The sequence below is a fragment of the Photobacterium sp. GSS17 genome (genome assembly GCF_028621875.1).
In the GTDB taxonomy this organism is placed as follows: Bacteria; Pseudomonadota; Gammaproteobacteria; order Enterobacterales; family Vibrionaceae; genus Photobacterium; species Photobacterium ganghwense.
Genome location: NZ_CP117517.1, coordinates 2,166,331 through 2,180,679, shown reverse-complemented (window position 1 = coordinate 2,180,679; position 14,349 = coordinate 2,166,331). Strand labels below are relative to the sequence as shown.

10 protein-coding genes are annotated in these 14,349 nt (G+C 51.6%); 5 read left to right on the top strand and 5 right to left on the bottom strand.

Annotated features, from left to right (window positions below):
• Nucleotides 1-47 precede the first annotated feature (47 nt).
• Entirely contained in the window at nucleotides 48-1,220 is a 1,173-nt protein-coding gene (locus PGW97_RS09750; RefSeq protein WP_273857199.1) for a GGDEF domain-containing protein, read from the bottom strand.
• Between the two features lie 303 nt (nucleotides 1,221-1,523).
• Here PGW97_RS09750 and PGW97_RS09745 point away from each other — a divergent pair, with 303 nt between their 5' ends.
• On the top strand, nucleotides 1,524-2,192 hold the full coding sequence (locus PGW97_RS09745) for a hypothetical protein (protein WP_047883516.1): 669 nt from the start codon (nucleotides 1,524-1,526) through the stop codon (nucleotides 2,190-2,192).
• A 144-nt stretch (nucleotides 2,193-2,336) separates the two neighbouring features.
• Nucleotides 2,337-2,525, top strand: a complete 189-nt coding sequence (locus PGW97_RS09740) for a DUF4250 domain-containing protein (protein WP_047883517.1) — start codon at nucleotides 2,337-2,339, stop codon at nucleotides 2,523-2,525.
• A 186-nt stretch (nucleotides 2,526-2,711) separates the two neighbouring features.
• Here the strand turns inward: PGW97_RS09740 and metR are convergent, their stop codons facing one another.
• Nucleotides 2,712-3,623, bottom strand: coding sequence for an HTH-type transcriptional regulator MetR (gene metR / locus PGW97_RS09735; RefSeq protein ID WP_047883518.1), 912 nt, complete (start codon nucleotides 3,621-3,623; stop codon nucleotides 2,712-2,714).
• A gap of 287 nt (nucleotides 3,624-3,910) precedes the next feature.
• On the opposite strand from metR, the gene metE reads away from it, so the two are divergent.
• Together metE and PGW97_RS09725 are read left to right on the top strand one after the other, a co-directional pair.
• Complete coding sequence (metE, locus tag PGW97_RS09730) at nucleotides 3,911-6,202, top strand: 5-methyltetrahydropteroyltriglutamate--homocysteine S-methyltransferase (protein ID WP_273857197.1); 2,292 nt, start codon at nucleotides 3,911-3,913, stop codon at nucleotides 6,200-6,202.
• Nucleotides 6,203-6,373: 171 nt separating this feature from the next.
• Nucleotides 6,374-7,993, top strand: a complete 1,620-nt coding sequence (locus PGW97_RS09725) for a diguanylate cyclase domain-containing protein (RefSeq protein ID WP_273857196.1) — start codon at nucleotides 6,374-6,376, stop codon at nucleotides 7,991-7,993.
• A 170-nt stretch (nucleotides 7,994-8,163) separates the two neighbouring features.
• Here PGW97_RS09725 and PGW97_RS09720 read toward each other — a convergent pair whose 3' ends face one another.
• Both PGW97_RS09720 and PGW97_RS09715 read right to left on the bottom strand, forming a co-directional pair.
• The gene (locus tag PGW97_RS09720; RefSeq protein WP_242551858.1) at nucleotides 8,164-8,610 is read right to left on the bottom strand and encodes an META domain-containing protein; all 447 of its coding nucleotides are present in this window, start codon (nucleotides 8,608-8,610) and stop codon (nucleotides 8,164-8,166) included.
• A gap of 225 nt (nucleotides 8,611-8,835) precedes the next feature.
• Complete coding sequence (locus PGW97_RS09715) at nucleotides 8,836-10,473, bottom strand: mechanosensitive ion channel family protein (RefSeq protein ID WP_273857195.1); 1,638 nt, start codon at nucleotides 10,471-10,473, stop codon at nucleotides 8,836-8,838.
• Nucleotides 10,474-10,636: 163 nt separating this feature from the next.
• Between PGW97_RS09715 and PGW97_RS09710 the strand changes: the two genes are divergently transcribed.
• A complete protein-coding gene (locus PGW97_RS09710; protein ID WP_273857194.1) occupies nucleotides 10,637-10,966 on the top strand; it encodes a hypothetical protein in 330 nt (109 codons plus the stop codon).
• A gap of 199 nt (nucleotides 10,967-11,165) precedes the next feature.
• On the opposite strand, the gene PGW97_RS09705 is transcribed toward PGW97_RS09710, so the two are convergent.
• Nucleotides 11,166-14,348, bottom strand: a complete 3,183-nt coding sequence (locus tag PGW97_RS09705) for an efflux RND transporter permease subunit (protein ID WP_273857193.1) — start codon at nucleotides 14,346-14,348, stop codon at nucleotides 11,166-11,168.
• Nucleotide 14,349 lies beyond the last annotated feature (1 nt).

Sequence of the window (14,349 nt, the reverse complement as noted above, 5' to 3'; positions counted from 1 at the left end):
GAGTGATGAGTGATGAGTATTACCTGATAAGTCTGTGTCGCAGTGCTTCAAGCCACTGCTTTGCGGCGTTCGTCACCAGCATAACGGTAGCCCACGGAGTGGTAGCGGGCACAGTCGCGCCCGGAATCTTTGCACTCATATAAGGCACGGTCGGCCCTTTCCATCATGGAAGAGAGCGTGTCGCCGCTGGTATAGGAGGCGATACCAATAGAGGTGGTGATATGTAGAGTGGACTGGTCATAGCCTGTCGGTAAATCAAGCTGACGGATGGCCGAGAGCATGCGGTCGGCGATTTGCTGGGCATTGTCAGCATTGCAGTTGGGCAGAAACAGCACAAACTCTTCACCACCATAGCGGCCAAACAGATCCGATTTTCGGATGTTGCCCTGTAAAAAGGTAGCAAAACCACGCAGCACTTTATCACCGGTGCTGTGTCCCCAGGTATCGTTAATACGCTTGAATTTATCGATGTCGAAGATCAGCACCGAGAAAGGCTGCTTCTTCATGTCGCACAGCTGCAGGCTTTTTTGCGCCTGCTGCAGCAGCATCCGTCGGTTGTATACCCCGGTAAGCGGATCCAGCGTTGCCTGCCGGTACAGGCGCATTAACATGTAGAGCTTGGAGAGCTGTGACCAGAGTACCATCAGCGCGAGCACATTTTGCAGCCAGTAATCGGCGAGGTTTTCCGGGGTGAAAATCCGTCCGGCCTGTTGGTCGACATACAGCTGGGTCGCGGCGGTAATTGCCAGCAGGCCCAGGCTTTCTTTCAGAGTGACGGGCAGAATGGTCAGGACAGCAACGTGAATAATCGGCAGCAGGGTATAGCCGTAAATAAAGCCGCTGTACACCAGTGGAAAATCGAGTTGCCACACAGCGTGCAGGTAAAACAGGTTCAGCCCGATAACCAGCAGGCTCATACACAGTTGGGCGTGGCGCAGAGAAGTTTGTTGGTGGTTGGCGCGGGCAAGGGCGAACAGAAATGCTCCCAGCAGCGCGCGGGACAGGGCAATGGCTTCACCGTGGCCTGAAGGCAGAAACAGGAGATCAAACGGAATCCATGCAATAACCAGAACGCCCCACACGCAAGCCAGCATAGTGATCCGGCTGCGCAGGTAACCACTCCGTGTTTCACGAAAGCTGGCAGAATGCGCTTTGGCACTCCAGAGATCAGGAATATAAAGCTTGATTGTCTTTAGCAGTTGGCCAGGCGCTTCATGCATTCCGTTGCTTCTCATTGTTAAGGTGACGTGTAATAACCGCACTGCTTGTGGTTTTTCTCCGTGAAGGCGAATTATTCACCATCAAGCATATTTGTGCAGTGATGTTGATCCAAAAACATAGTGTAAATTTTGCTACTTATTCAAAAAATACGGGGCAGTACAGAATTTTATGCAACTGAGTGGTTAGTCGAAAAGCCATCAATGCGCAGTTCAAAATCTATTCCGTGCATTGGCATTTGGTATCGTGATGAGGAATTGCTATGATCGCCGCCACTTTTGACTCTTAGTTTCAGACCACAACTTATGAATGCCGCATTGATCTTTCTAATTCCTGCGCTGCTGGGTACGCAATTGATTTTTTCTCTGGTGCTGACCAAAGGGGAAATCTGCCCGGGTCAGCGTGGTCGTGTCCATAAAACCCTACCTGTTCTGCTGGCTGGTTGGCTGATTGCCGCCTTTTCGCAGCCGCTGTCCGTTTTGCCTCTGGCGGCAGTGGGCTACTTCACTATGCAGGTCAAAACCGGGAAAACCCGTGATGCCGGGCCGCTGAAAGTATTTTATCTGGCAAATGTACTGGCGGTTGTGGTGTGGGTAGCCGTGATGGTTGGCATGTCACTGCCGGTGATTGCCCTCAGCCTGATGGCGACTGCCTTGTTCGGTTCGATGGTGGCACATATTCTGCTGACGCATGCCCGTACCCGACTACAGGCTTTCCACCGTCTGCTGCCGTTTGCCGGGTTCGCGAGTGCGATGGTGAGTGTTCTCTGTCTGCTCTGGATGGCAAGCCGACTGGATGAAGCGCAGCTTCAGACGCTGATTCAGCCAATGATCGCGTCGCTGGCATTGCTGGTAATTGGCTTGCTGGTGTGGGCGTTCCACCTGCTCAGCGGAAAAACAGTCAACAAATGGCAGCTGGTTATGGCTGGCGCGTTGCTGGTGGTGTCCGCGAACTTTCAGCTGGTATTGCTCTGAGCATGATCTAAGCCGGTGAATTCAGTTCGAAGTGAAAGCGGACGTGATAACTGTGAGGCGGGGCTTTTTCATTCCGTCTCTCAGTGTCTATGCTTACTAGGTAAAAAAGCTTACTGAGTAGCTGAACGTCACCAGGGGGTAGGCATGGAGATTAACAACTTATTGCGCATGGATGGTCATATTGTTCTCGGTATCGTCAATGAAAAGCTGCGGCTGGAGTGCTCCACACTTGAAGAGCTGGCCAGCCGTTATGAGCTCGACTCTGAAGAACTGAATGCCAAGATGGAGCTGATGGGCTTCCGTTACGACCCCATCAATAATCAATTCAAATAACTTGGTCAAATAACTTGGTCAAATAACCGGTAATTCTGTATTGGTTTCAGACTATGGCCAGCTTCAACTCCGGGCTGGCTTTATCGCATAGCATCAAGATTTACCTTCAATGCACCTTTCACAGAGCCGCTTGCCGTCACGACGGTGCTCCGCCACTGATGTGATTCTCCGCCACTAATGTAATGCTCAGGCGGCTTTAATTCCTTCCAGATGCGTTTGACACTGCTGTTTTGCCGTGGCAAAAAATGCCGTCAGGTAGTGACGCTCACGTTCCGATGCCCGGATAGCCGCAAACAGGCGGCGCCATAACCCCTTACCGAGCGGCTTGCTGACGATTAATCCCTGCCGCGCAAAATCATACACGGCCCAGTTAGGCAGTGCTGCAACGCCCAATCCTGCAGAGACCATCTGAATCAGCATCAAGGTGTTGTCAGCCTGTTTCCAGTGGCTCGGCTCGATACCGGCGGGCTGGAGAAAGTGTTTAACCACGTCCAACCGGTTTTTCTGAACCGGGTAGCTGAGCATGGTTTGCTCCGCCAGATCTTCCGGCTCAATGCAGGCTTTATCTGCAAGGGGAGATTGAGGGGACACAATTAAGCGCATTTCAAAATCAAACAGCGGCTCATAGTGGATTTCACTGCGTGGCTGGATATCTGAAGTAATCACAAGATCCAACTCCCCGGCGCTCAGGGCGGGAATCGGTTCGAACCCAAAACCGGAGGAGAAATCGAGAGAAACACTTGGCCAGTGAATCTGGTATTCCTTAAGTGCCGGCATCAGCCATTGGAAGCAGGAATGGCATTCAATAGCCATGTGCAGCCGTCCGTTGACATCTTCCTTCAGGCTCGCCAGTTCATGCTCGGCCTTGGCAATCCGGGGAATTACCTCGTCAGCCAGACGCAGCAAAATTTCTCCTTCGGCGGTAAACCTGACAGGGCGGGTCTTGCGCAAAAACAGCGGGCTGCCTAACCGTTGTTCTAAATCTTTCAACTGATGGGAAAGGGCAGATTGTGTCAGGCAAAGGGTGTTGGCAGTGGCGGTCAGTGAACCGGTGTCCCGCAAAACGGTCAGGGTTCTCAAATGTTTAATTTCAATCAATGGGCTTTCCCTCTGCTCATACCCGCCTGTATCAGGCCGGTTTCCATGTTCAGCCAATGTACTGGTTAATCATGGCGGTGTAAACATCTAGACGGCTAAATAACATAATAAAACCCAAAATCAATATGAAATTTGTTCAACATTAACTTTAGGCAATAGACATTGCCCGATTCCCTGTCCATCAGTCATTGTTACCTCAACAACGCGATGCCTGAGATACCTGAGATAGATGAATGGTTGCGTTAACCAGATAACCGCGATATTTCGATAACAAGGACAGAATCATTATGACTACGAAAACCACCACACATATCCTTGGCTACCCACGAGTCGGCAGCCAGCGTGAACTGAAATTTGCTCAGGAAAAATACTGGCAGGGCGATATTGACCAGGCAGAACTGAAAGAAGTCGGCAGCCTGCTGCGTCATCGTCACTGGGGGGATCAGTCTGGTGCCGGTCTGGATTTTGTCTCTGTGGGTGATTTTGCATGGTACGACCATGTACTGGGCACCAGCATGCTGCTTGGTCACCTGCCAAAACGACACCGTAAAGGCTTCCCGGATCTTGATACCCTGTTTCGGGTTGCCCGTGGTAAAGCACCGACTGGCTGTTCATGTGCAGCGGCAGATATGACCAAGTGGTTTAACACTAACTACCACTACCTGGTCCCTGAATTCAGCGCCGATGACGAGTTCACTGTCAGCTGGCAGCAGTTGTTTGAAGAAGTAGCCGAAGCCAAACAAGCCGGTCATGCCGTGAAGCCTGTGCTGCTGGGACCGGTTTCTTACCTGTGGCTGGGTAAAGAGAAAGAAGCGGGTTTTGATCGCTTGTCACTGCTACCGCGTTTGCTGACGGCTTATCAGCAGATCCTGAGTAAGCTGGCCAAGCTCGGCGTGGAATGGGTGCAGATTGATGAGCCGGTACTGGCGCTCGAGCTGCCTGCGGCGTGGTCTGAGTCGTTCAACCTGGCTTATCAGGTTCTGCATGGTAGTCCGAAGCTTCTGCTGACCACGTACTTCGATAATATTACCCATCATCTGGACAACATCACCAAGCTGAAGATTGATGGTCTGCATGTGGATTTGTCGGCGGCACCCGCTCAGCTGGATGAGATTGTCGATGCGTTGCCGGAAAACTGGGTACTGTCTGCCGGGGTAATCAACGGCCGCAACGTCTGGCGTGCTGATCTGAGCGCTCTGCTGGCTAGTTTGCAGCCAGTTAAAGCGGCGTTGGGTGATCGCCTGTGGCTGGGCTCGTCCTGTTCACTGTTGCACAGCCCAATCGACCTTGATCTGGAAACAGATCTGGACCCGGAAGTGCGTCAGTGGCTCTCTTTTGCCAAGCAGAAATGCCGTGAAATCACCTTGCTGGCCCAAGCCTTGGACGGCAGTGTGGTTGCGCAGGAAGAATGTGAGCGGTACAGCGCCCCAATCAAAGCACGTGCTGCGAGTGAGCGGGTAAATAATCCTCAGGTACGTCAGCGCAGCGCAGCAATCACTGATGCGCTGGCTGAACGTAAACTGCCCTATGCAGAGCGTGCACGTCTGCAGCGTCAGTCGCTGGGACTGCCGTTATTGCCGACCACGACTATCGGTTCTTTCCCACAGACGGGGGAAATCCGGACTCAGCGTCGTGACTACAAAGCCGGTCGCCTGTCAGAGCAGGACTATACTCAGGCGATTCAGGGCCACATCGCCGATGCGATTGCCCGTCAGGAAAAGCTGGATCTGGATGTGCTGGTACACGGTGAAGCAGAGCGTAATGACATGGTGGAATACTTCGCCGAGTTGTTGGAAGGTTTTGCCGTCACCCGTTTCGGTTGGGTACAAAGCTACGGCTCCCGTTGCGTGAAACCGGCGGTGATAGTGTCAGATATTTATCGCTCAGAAGCGATGACAGTTGGTTGGACAACCTATGCTCAGTCGCTGACGAAAAAGCCGGTAAAAGGCATGCTGACAGGGCCAGTGACAATCTTGGGCTGGACTTTCCCACGGGAAGACCTGTCCCGTGAAGATATCGCGAACCAGATTGCCCTTGCACTGCGTGATGAAGTGGCTGACCTGCAAGCAAACGGCATTAAGGTTATTCAGATTGATGAGCCTGCAATCCGTGAAGGTCTGCCGCTGAAAGCGAGCCAGTGGCAAACGTACCTGAACTGGGCCGTGAAAGCGTTCAGAATTTCAGCGGCCAGTGCCGAGCCTGAAACGCAGATCCATACCCACATGTGTTACAGCGAATTCAATGACATCATCAAGTCAGTCGCGGCACTGGATGCAGACGTGATCACTATTGAGACCTCGCGTTCAGATATGGAACTGCTGAAAGCTTTTGAAGAGTTTGCGTACCCGAATGAAATCGGTCCGGGCGTGTATGATATTCACTCTCCGAACATACCTGATGTAGCGCAGATTGTGCAGCTGGCAGAAAAAGCGGAGCAACTGATTCCGGCAGAGCGTCTGTGGATTAACCCGGACTGCGGCCTGAAAACCCGTAACTGGGAGGAAACGGAAGCGGCGCTGGGCAACATGGTGGCAGCCGCGAAACAACTGCGTGAGCAGTGGCAGGCAAAAGCCGTATAACGGATAGGGTAATACTCATCTGTGTGAATATATGAAATTATCAAAAAGAGCGCTTAGGCGCTCTTTTTTGCTTTTTTGTGCCTGTCTTTCAGCCATTTAAGTACAAGGATTTGAAAAATAATCAGTATTGACTTTAATTAAGTAACCGTAACGAACAATGTAAAGGTCATCATGGAGCGTCGACTGTATCTTGTTACTGTGTTAGCTGTGATTATCGGCATTGCGCTGTCGTGCGCGCTGTACGGGTTGTTTTACCGTTTAGAAACAACCAATATCAAGCGCGAATTTGAACGTGATGTAGAGTCTAAGGCAGCCGCTCTGACACAGGCTGTCGAGCTGAATATCGAGGCAATATACAGTCTGAAAGCGGCGTATGATAACCACGGTCTGCTCGATTACCCGGATTTCAGTCAGCTTGCGGCGCAAACATTATCCCGTCATGCCCATATTCAGGCGCTGGAATGGATACCCAAAGTGGAAGCGGAGAGCCTGCCGGCACTGGAAAAACAATTTGGTGCACGCTGGCCGGGTTTTCATGTTACCGAGCGGGTAGCCAGTGGTGAAATGGTGCCGGTCTCCGAACGCAGCCTGTATTACCCGGTGATTTACGTTGAACCATTGCAAGGTAATGAACGAGCACTGGGGTTTGATGTCGGCTCTAACGGACGACGCCTAGATGCACTGAATCGGGCACGCGACAGCGGTAAACTTCAGTTTTCAGAACGTATTGAACTGGTTCAGACAACGGATGATCATGCCGGTCTGCTGATGTTGTTGCCGGTTTACCACATTGTCTCGCCGCAAAGCGTGGCGGATCGCCGCCAGACACTGCGCGGCTTTGTGATGGGGGTGTTCCGGTTGACGGCAATCCTGCAATCGACCATGCAACCTCAGGATGCAAGCCTGATGGCTTTTCGTTTGCTGGACGTCAATGCCGATCCACACAATCAACTGTTGTATCAGCAGGGCTCGTTGACCACGGAAGAGCAGGTGGCTCAGAAAGATTTCAATGTCACGCGTCCGGTGCTGACCCTCGGAGGGCGAGAGTGGTTTATTGAAGCGACACCGTCTGCCTCTTATGTTGCTGACAAGCGAACCCGTCTGCCTTTGGTTGTGTTTATCGTCGGTACCGTTTTGTTTGGTCTGGTGATTTTCTACGGTTTTATACTGATGCGGCGAAACCGTGAAATGGTGTCGACGCTGGCAAAGAAAAATCAGGCGCTTGATGACATCAATAAAAAGCTGGAACGCATGACCAAGATGGACGTGCTGGTCGGCATCGCTAATCGTCGCTATTTTGATGAGACATTACACCGGGAATTTTCTCGCTCACGTCGGGAGGACAGGCCTCTGGCGCTGATGCTGATCGATATCGACCATTTTAAAGCCTTTAACGACACCTATGGCCATCAGGCCGGAGATCGTTGTCTTAAGCTGGTGGCAGAAGAACTCGGCCGGGTACTCAAACGGCCGGCAGACATGCTGGCTCGGGTCGGAGGCGAAGAGTTCGGTATCATTCTGCCTAATACCAATAACGGTGAAGTGGTCGCCAAACAGTGCCGCAGTGTGGTGGAACGGCTGGCTATCGCGCATCAGGGGTCGTTAACCTCGGATGTTGTGACGGTCTCGGTGGGCGTGGTGTCGCTGGAAAGTCTGGACGCTCAGACCCGGGATTCGGTATTCAACCTGGCGGATTCCGCCTTGTATCAGGCTAAGAGTGCCGGACGCAATCAGGTTCGGGCCATTCGTGTCGGCAGACCGCAATCGGCGTCGGTATCGAGTCTGTGCTAATCAAGTCTAGGTTAAGGGTGGATTTTCTTGATTCAGGCTCTTCCTGAACCGGTTTCTTCTTTAACCGCGTCAACAACAGCGTCAACCAGTAAACCAACTGCTGGGTAAATTGCAGACATAAAAAAACTCCTGCTGTAGCAGGAGTTTTTCGTTTCATTCGTAACGTAAGATTACTTAACGTCAGTACGGGTGAACGTCAGGTTGTGCTCTGCACCAGTCAGGCTCAGCTCGTTGCCGTTGATGCTGGCCGTGCTCCACTCCATCAGCGTTGAGCTGACAGTGTGCTCCAGTTTCATCGCCGGATCCTGACACGCCATCATGGTCATGCCCATTTTCTCAATGCGCAATTTACCGTCTTTTAGTTCTGCCTGACCGAAGTAACGGTTACAGCCTGCGTGACCACTCGCACCCAGTTCTTCATTCAGCTGTAGCGTTGGCGCTTTGAAAGGCTGTTGAAGTTCCAGTGCTTTGTTATCGACTTTTGTCAGAACCCATTGGTGAGTCGCCAGGTCATTTGCAGAGATCATTGTTGTTTCAACCGGTTGTTTAACAGTTGTAGAACATGCAGCAAGAATAACAGGAAGCGCAAGGGCCGTCAGATAACGTTTTTTGATCATAGTTGTTTTCCAAACAGTAACGATTTGTGCCAGTTAAGCATAGGGAACCTGAACGAAAGCTGGCAGTTCGTAAAAAATTGTACGATGTTTTTTAATTGTCGTCCATAAAATAAACAGGTCTGAATGCATTTTAGCCACCTGCCAGATATTGCAATTCGTTGCAATAGTCTGCTTATACAGAAAGTATCATAGACTAAAAACCAGTATAGTGATGTTAACTCTTTGTCATTTTGGCTTTTTTTCTTCACTGACCATATGTAGGTGAACATCCTGCTGCGGGAAGGGGATCGAAATGCCTTCACGATCAAACCGCATTTTGACCTCGCGGGTCACATCCCAATACACATCCCAGTAATCTTCCGTCTTGACCCAGGGGCGGACAATAAAATCTACCGACGACGTATTGAGAGTATGCAGCCTGATATTGGCTTCCGGAACGCGCAATACGGCCGGATGCTTGTCCAGGATGTCGTGTAAAATCCGTTCGGTTTTTTCGATGTCGTCGTTGTAGCCAATGCCAAACACCATATCGACCCGCCTTACCCGCTCATGGGTGATATTTTTAATGGTGTCCCCCCAGATCTTGCTGTTCGGTACGATCAGGATTTGGTTATCAAAGGTTTTGATGGTCGTGTTAACCAGGCTCATGTGGCTCACTTTGCCGGATGTCCCACCCGCTTCGACATAGTCATCCACGTCAAACGGTCGATAAATCAGCAGCATCATGCCGGAAGCAAAATTAGACAGGGTATCTTGCAGGGCAAAACCAATGATGACACCAGCCACCCCGAAGCCGGTTAGAACCGGGGCCAGGTTCAGGCCAATTTGTGACAGAGCAATCAGCAGGCCGATGACAAACACGATGTTGCCGCTCATGGAGATGAAGAACTCCTTCATCAACTGCGTCATTTTTAGGGTCGGCGAAGATACCGCGCGGGTCACGATACGTCGGGTCAGCAGCTTCAGCAGCCGGAAAATGAACAGAATCACCATGAAGATGAACAGTTTGAACAGCGCCTGAGGGGTATTCTGGAATACCCAGTCCTTCAGGTTTTTGGTCCAGCCGGAAATCAGCGAAACCAGCACTTTGGTGTTCATCAATTCGTTAGTCAGATCCCCGGTAACCTCAAACAGCTGCTTGGTCATCTCCGTGGTATCAAGCCCCATGTCCCGCGCCAGCGCCACCAGATTTTTCAGCTCTTCGGTGTCACTGACGACCTGACGCTGGGCCAGAATATGCTGGATTTGCAGCGATGATTTTTCAGCCTCTGCCGCCGCTTTAATCTGTTTGGTGAGCATTGTCTCCTGCTGGTGGTCAAAGGTCAGCTTGGCCGAGACAAAATCGATGCGCTGACTAACGGTGTCAATCAGTGCCGATTCTGCTTTGTCCAGCGGATGACCGAGCGTTCTCAGCCATTGGAAGTTGACCCATTGCTCTTGCATGATCTGGTGATAAAAGCGGGTGACTTCATGCAGTGTTTTCTGCATCAGGAGCCGTTGTTCGGCATCGGCGGCATCCAGTTCACTCTGCATCTTATTGATCTGTTTCAGCAGAAATGTCATGGCCATTTTCAGGTAGTCGACCTGTACTCTGACAAATTTGAGCAGGGTGGGGGTGTTCTCATCGGTTCGTTTTGGAATCAGGGCTTCCAGCTCGTTGCGGATGTCCTCATTTTTCTTGAGCATCTGCATGTCGATGATATTTCTTGCGGTACCACTCTGATTTTGCGCTTCACGGTACAGCTGGTTGATATCCTGTTCCAGTTTTTCGATTCGCTCAAATTCGTTGGAAGGGGAAGCGGCTTCCGGCTCAGCCAGCACCAAGAAACTGAGCAGTAAGCAGGGAAATAAAAGCCAACGCATGAAAAACCTCTCTAACAAGCTGAACGCTATAAACAATCATAAAGGGAGAGCGGTGATTTCGATGTAATAATTTGGCGAAGGTGTGATATGAGCAGGTAATCCTGTTGAGTCTGACTATAGTGAATACCAGTTAGGCAAATGGCATCGAGCAGGAGTATCCGCGATGGATGAGTTAACAGGTATTGAGCGGGGATCATTGATCCATATTGTCACGTTGCGCTGCAAAGATACCGACCATGCCCGTCAGTGTCTGGAACTGCTGGAGCAGTTCGGCAAACCGGATGCCTTGCACTATCGCTGCCTGTCTTATGAATTTGGCCTCAGGGAAGGAACAACTGACACGGTATGCATTGTTGAACGCTGGCAGCACTGGCAGGATTTGGATGCTTTGTTGCAATATAAAGTGACGCCGGCATTGCCGATGTATAACCGCTTGTTAAGTCAGCCGTTTGACCTAGAAACAGATACTGTGCGCATTCGGTTGGTGGAGTGATACTCGGCTCAGGTGACGTTTGAGCAGAAAGTGAGGATGGGTAACCTTGTTTGTTTTGATGGCCGAATTGACTCAATTCACTGATAAAGTTCGGAAATGATCGCAGAAGGCCGCAAACTGCGACAAAAAAGCCCGCTATCCTTAGCGGGCAAAAATACACATGATGTGTCGTCGTGACACGAGCGAGAAAAAACAGTGTTTATTGTGTGTCTAGCACGTTTGCCTCGGTTGACGTTGACATTGAAGCTGAACTGCTTGAGCCAGCAGTGTTGGCGGCATGAACACCTTGTTTTGGACATGGTGTTGTCACCTGTCCCGCAGGCTGATGTTTAATGCGGAACAGCAGCGCGTAGCTGACCGGCAGGACAACCAGCGTCAGCAAGGTTGCAAACCCCAGACCGAAGATAATGGTGACCGCCATGGCTTTAAAAAACGGGTCAAAAATCAGCGGTATCATCCCCAGCATGGTGGTAATGGCAGCCATCCCCACCGGTCTTACCCGGCTGACAGAAGAATCAAACACAGCCTCATACGCGGCTTTGCCTTCGCGCACTTCGGCGTTGATTTGATCAACCAGCACAATCCCGTTTTTGATCACCATGCCGCTCAGGCTGAGCATGCCAAGCATGGCCATAAAGCTGAATGGCGCATCAAATAACAACAAACCTGAGGCAATACCAATGATCGCCAGCGGAACGTTAAACCAGATTACCAGCGGCTGACGTACCGAGTTAAACAGCAGTACGGTGATCAGGAACATAAACAGGTACCCCAGCGGCAGCGAACTGAAAATACTGGCCTGCGCATCTCGCGAGGTTTCGTATTCGCCGCCCCATTCCAGCGAATAACCATCCGGCAGGGGAATCGCTTCGATGTCAGCGCGAACCTTGCGGAATACTGAGTCTGCAGTTTCCCCGCTGTCGAGCACCGGATCGGCAAACACCGTCAGTACTCGTTTGCGGTCACGGCGCATCACAATAGGGTTTTCCCACTCAGTATCAAAGGATGACACCAGCTGTGTGACCGGCACAAATGTGCTGTTTTCCGAGCTCCAGACCTGCAGTTTGGACAGGCTGTTGGCATCTAACCGCTCCTGCTCCGGTGCGCGGGCCAGAATCGGCATCAGATGCGTTTGTTCGCGATATACTCCGATGGCTTTACCGCTGAAGTTAATCAGCATTGCATTGTCGAGATCCTGCTTGCTTATACCGACTTCCCGTGACTGCGCCATATTGAGTTGCGGACGCACAACCGCGACCTGATTACGCCAACTGTGGCGAATGTTTTCGGCGCTTGGCTCGGCCTGCAGAATTTGCTCTGCCTGATAGGCTAGCTGGCGCAGTACCGTCGGATCTTCACCGTAGAAGCGGGCTTCAATTTTTGCGGCCGGAGACGGCCCGTTTTCCAGGAACTTCACCCGGAACTCGGCATCCGAGTAATTTTCCCGTAGATAAGCCGTCAGCTTAGGCATGCCTTCATACTGTTGCTCTAGGCTGTCCATTTCAATCATCAGCTGGGCAAATGCGTCATAGCCTTTTTCCGGCGCGTAAGGCAGCACGAAACGCTGGGCTCCCTGACCGATCACGGATGTCAGCTGCTTCATGCCGACCTGGTTTTCCGCTTCAAACTGCAGCAGATCCTGCTCAATGCGGCTGACAAAATTCTCCGTACCCAGAATATCGGTGCCTTCCGGCATCCAGATATCGACGAAGAAAATCGGCGTATTCGATGGCGGGAAGAACACATTTTTCACGTGACCCATACCGATGACAGCCGTGACCAGCATAGCGACGACCAGACCCAGCGTTAGGATCTTAAAGCGCAGGGCCAGCGTCAGCAGCGAGCGGTACAGATTGAAGAACCAGCCCTGATACAGCTCCTGCGGCTCGCCATTGCTTTCACCGTCTTTGAACAACAGGTGACAGAAGAACGGCGTGATGGTGATGGCGGTGATCCAGCTGATAAACAGGGAAATCAGCAGTACCTGAAACAACGATTTACAGAATTCACCGGTCGCATCCTGCGATAAGCCAATCGGGGCAAACGCGATAATACCGATGACAGTGGCACCCAGCAGCGGCCATTGGGTCTGCTTGACCACTTGTCCGGCGGCTTCCAGACGCGTTTGGCCTCTCTGAATGCCGATCAGGATCCCTTCGGTGACCACGATGGCATTGTCGACCAGCATCCCGAGCGCAATGATCAATGCTCCCAGCGAAATCAGCTGTAGTTCGATGCCCAGCACATTCATCGCAATGAATGTACCAAAGATGGTCAGCAGCAGTACCACGCCCATCAGAATGCCTGAACGCAGACCCATGAAAACCAGCAAGACTACAATAACGATCAGGATGGACTCGGCGAGGTTAATCAGAAAGCCGCTGACCGACGCATCGACCACAGCACCCTGGTCATAGACGGTATCCAGCACCATGCCGACCGGCATTTGCGATTCCAGTTGCTGAATTTTGTCGCCAATAGCCTGGGAGACGTTAACCACGTTGACGCCGCTGACAAAGGAGATCCCCACCGACAGCGCCTGCTCGCCGTTGCTGTGGTAAAGCAGCGACGGTGTTTCCGTTTCCGTTTTGTACACCGAGGCGATATCACCCAGATAGACCAGATGGTCACTGCCCGGCGGGCTGACCAGCAGGCGCTTCATTTCCGCGACATCGGTAAATTCACCGGTTGGGTGAATACGGATGCGTCCTTCACCGACCCGGATTCGTCCGGCATTGGAGACCACGTTCTGGGTCTGAATCTGGCTGTAGATGTAATTCTGATCCAGGCCAAGCGCTGCCAGTTTTTCCTGGCTGATTTCAACCACGACCTGCTCTTCAGGCGCACCCACCACGGAGACTTTTTTTACCCCGTCAATCAGTACCAGTTCCCGGCGCAGATAGTTGGCAAAGTTCTCCAGTTCGCGATAGCTGTAGCCGTCACCTCGCAGGTTCAGCAGAATGCCGAACACGTCGGAAAAGTCGTCAATGATTTGCGGCTGTACCGTGCCCGGTGGCAGTGACGCGACGGTATCATTCACCTTACGGCGCAGTTCGTCCCAAATCTGTGGCAAATCACGGGCGTCATACCTGTCCTGCATTTCCACTTCAATCTGTGACAGACCGGCACTGTTAATTGACGTGATATGCTTGATCTGCGGCATCTGCTGTATGGCGTCTTCCAGCGGCAGTGTCACTTCTTCTTCCACCTGCTCCGGAGAAGCACCCGGATACGGGGTGATCACCAAGGCCTGTTTGATGGTAAATTCCGGAAATTCCAGTTGCCCCAGACCGGTAAACGAGATGCCGCCACCAATCAGCATCAGCAGGATAAACATCCAGCTGATGACTTTGTTTTTAATGCTGTAATGCGCAATATTCATC

What these genes read in the sequence shown, in the direction of transcription:
- PGW97_RS09750 (WP_273857199.1), bottom strand. Translation starts at nt 1,220, where the DNA reads ATGCATGAAGCGCCTGGCCAACTGCTAAAGACAATCAAGCTTTATATT.
- PGW97_RS09745 (WP_047883516.1), top strand. Translation starts at nt 1,524, where the DNA reads ATGAATGCCGCATTGATCTTTCTAATTCCTGCGCTGCTGGGTACGCAA.
- PGW97_RS09740 (WP_047883517.1), top strand. Translation starts at nt 2,337, where the DNA reads ATGGAGATTAACAACTTATTGCGCATGGATGGTCATATTGTTCTCGGT.
- metE (WP_273857197.1), top strand. Translation starts at nt 3,911, where the DNA reads ATGACTACGAAAACCACCACACATATCCTTGGCTACCCACGAGTCGGC.
- PGW97_RS09725 (WP_273857196.1), top strand. Translation starts at nt 6,374, where the DNA reads ATGGAGCGTCGACTGTATCTTGTTACTGTGTTAGCTGTGATTATCGGC.
- PGW97_RS09720 (WP_242551858.1), bottom strand. Translation starts at nt 8,610, where the DNA reads ATGATCAAAAAACGTTATCTGACGGCCCTTGCGCTTCCTGTTATTCTT.
- PGW97_RS09715 (WP_273857195.1), bottom strand. Translation starts at nt 10,473, where the DNA reads ATGCGTTGGCTTTTATTTCCCTGCTTACTGCTCAGTTTCTTGGTGCTG.
- PGW97_RS09710 (WP_273857194.1), top strand. Translation starts at nt 10,637, where the DNA reads ATGGATGAGTTAACAGGTATTGAGCGGGGATCATTGATCCATATTGTC.
- PGW97_RS09705 (WP_273857193.1), bottom strand. Translation starts at nt 14,348, where the DNA reads ATGAATATTGCGCATTACAGCATTAAAAACAAAGTCATCAGCTGGATG.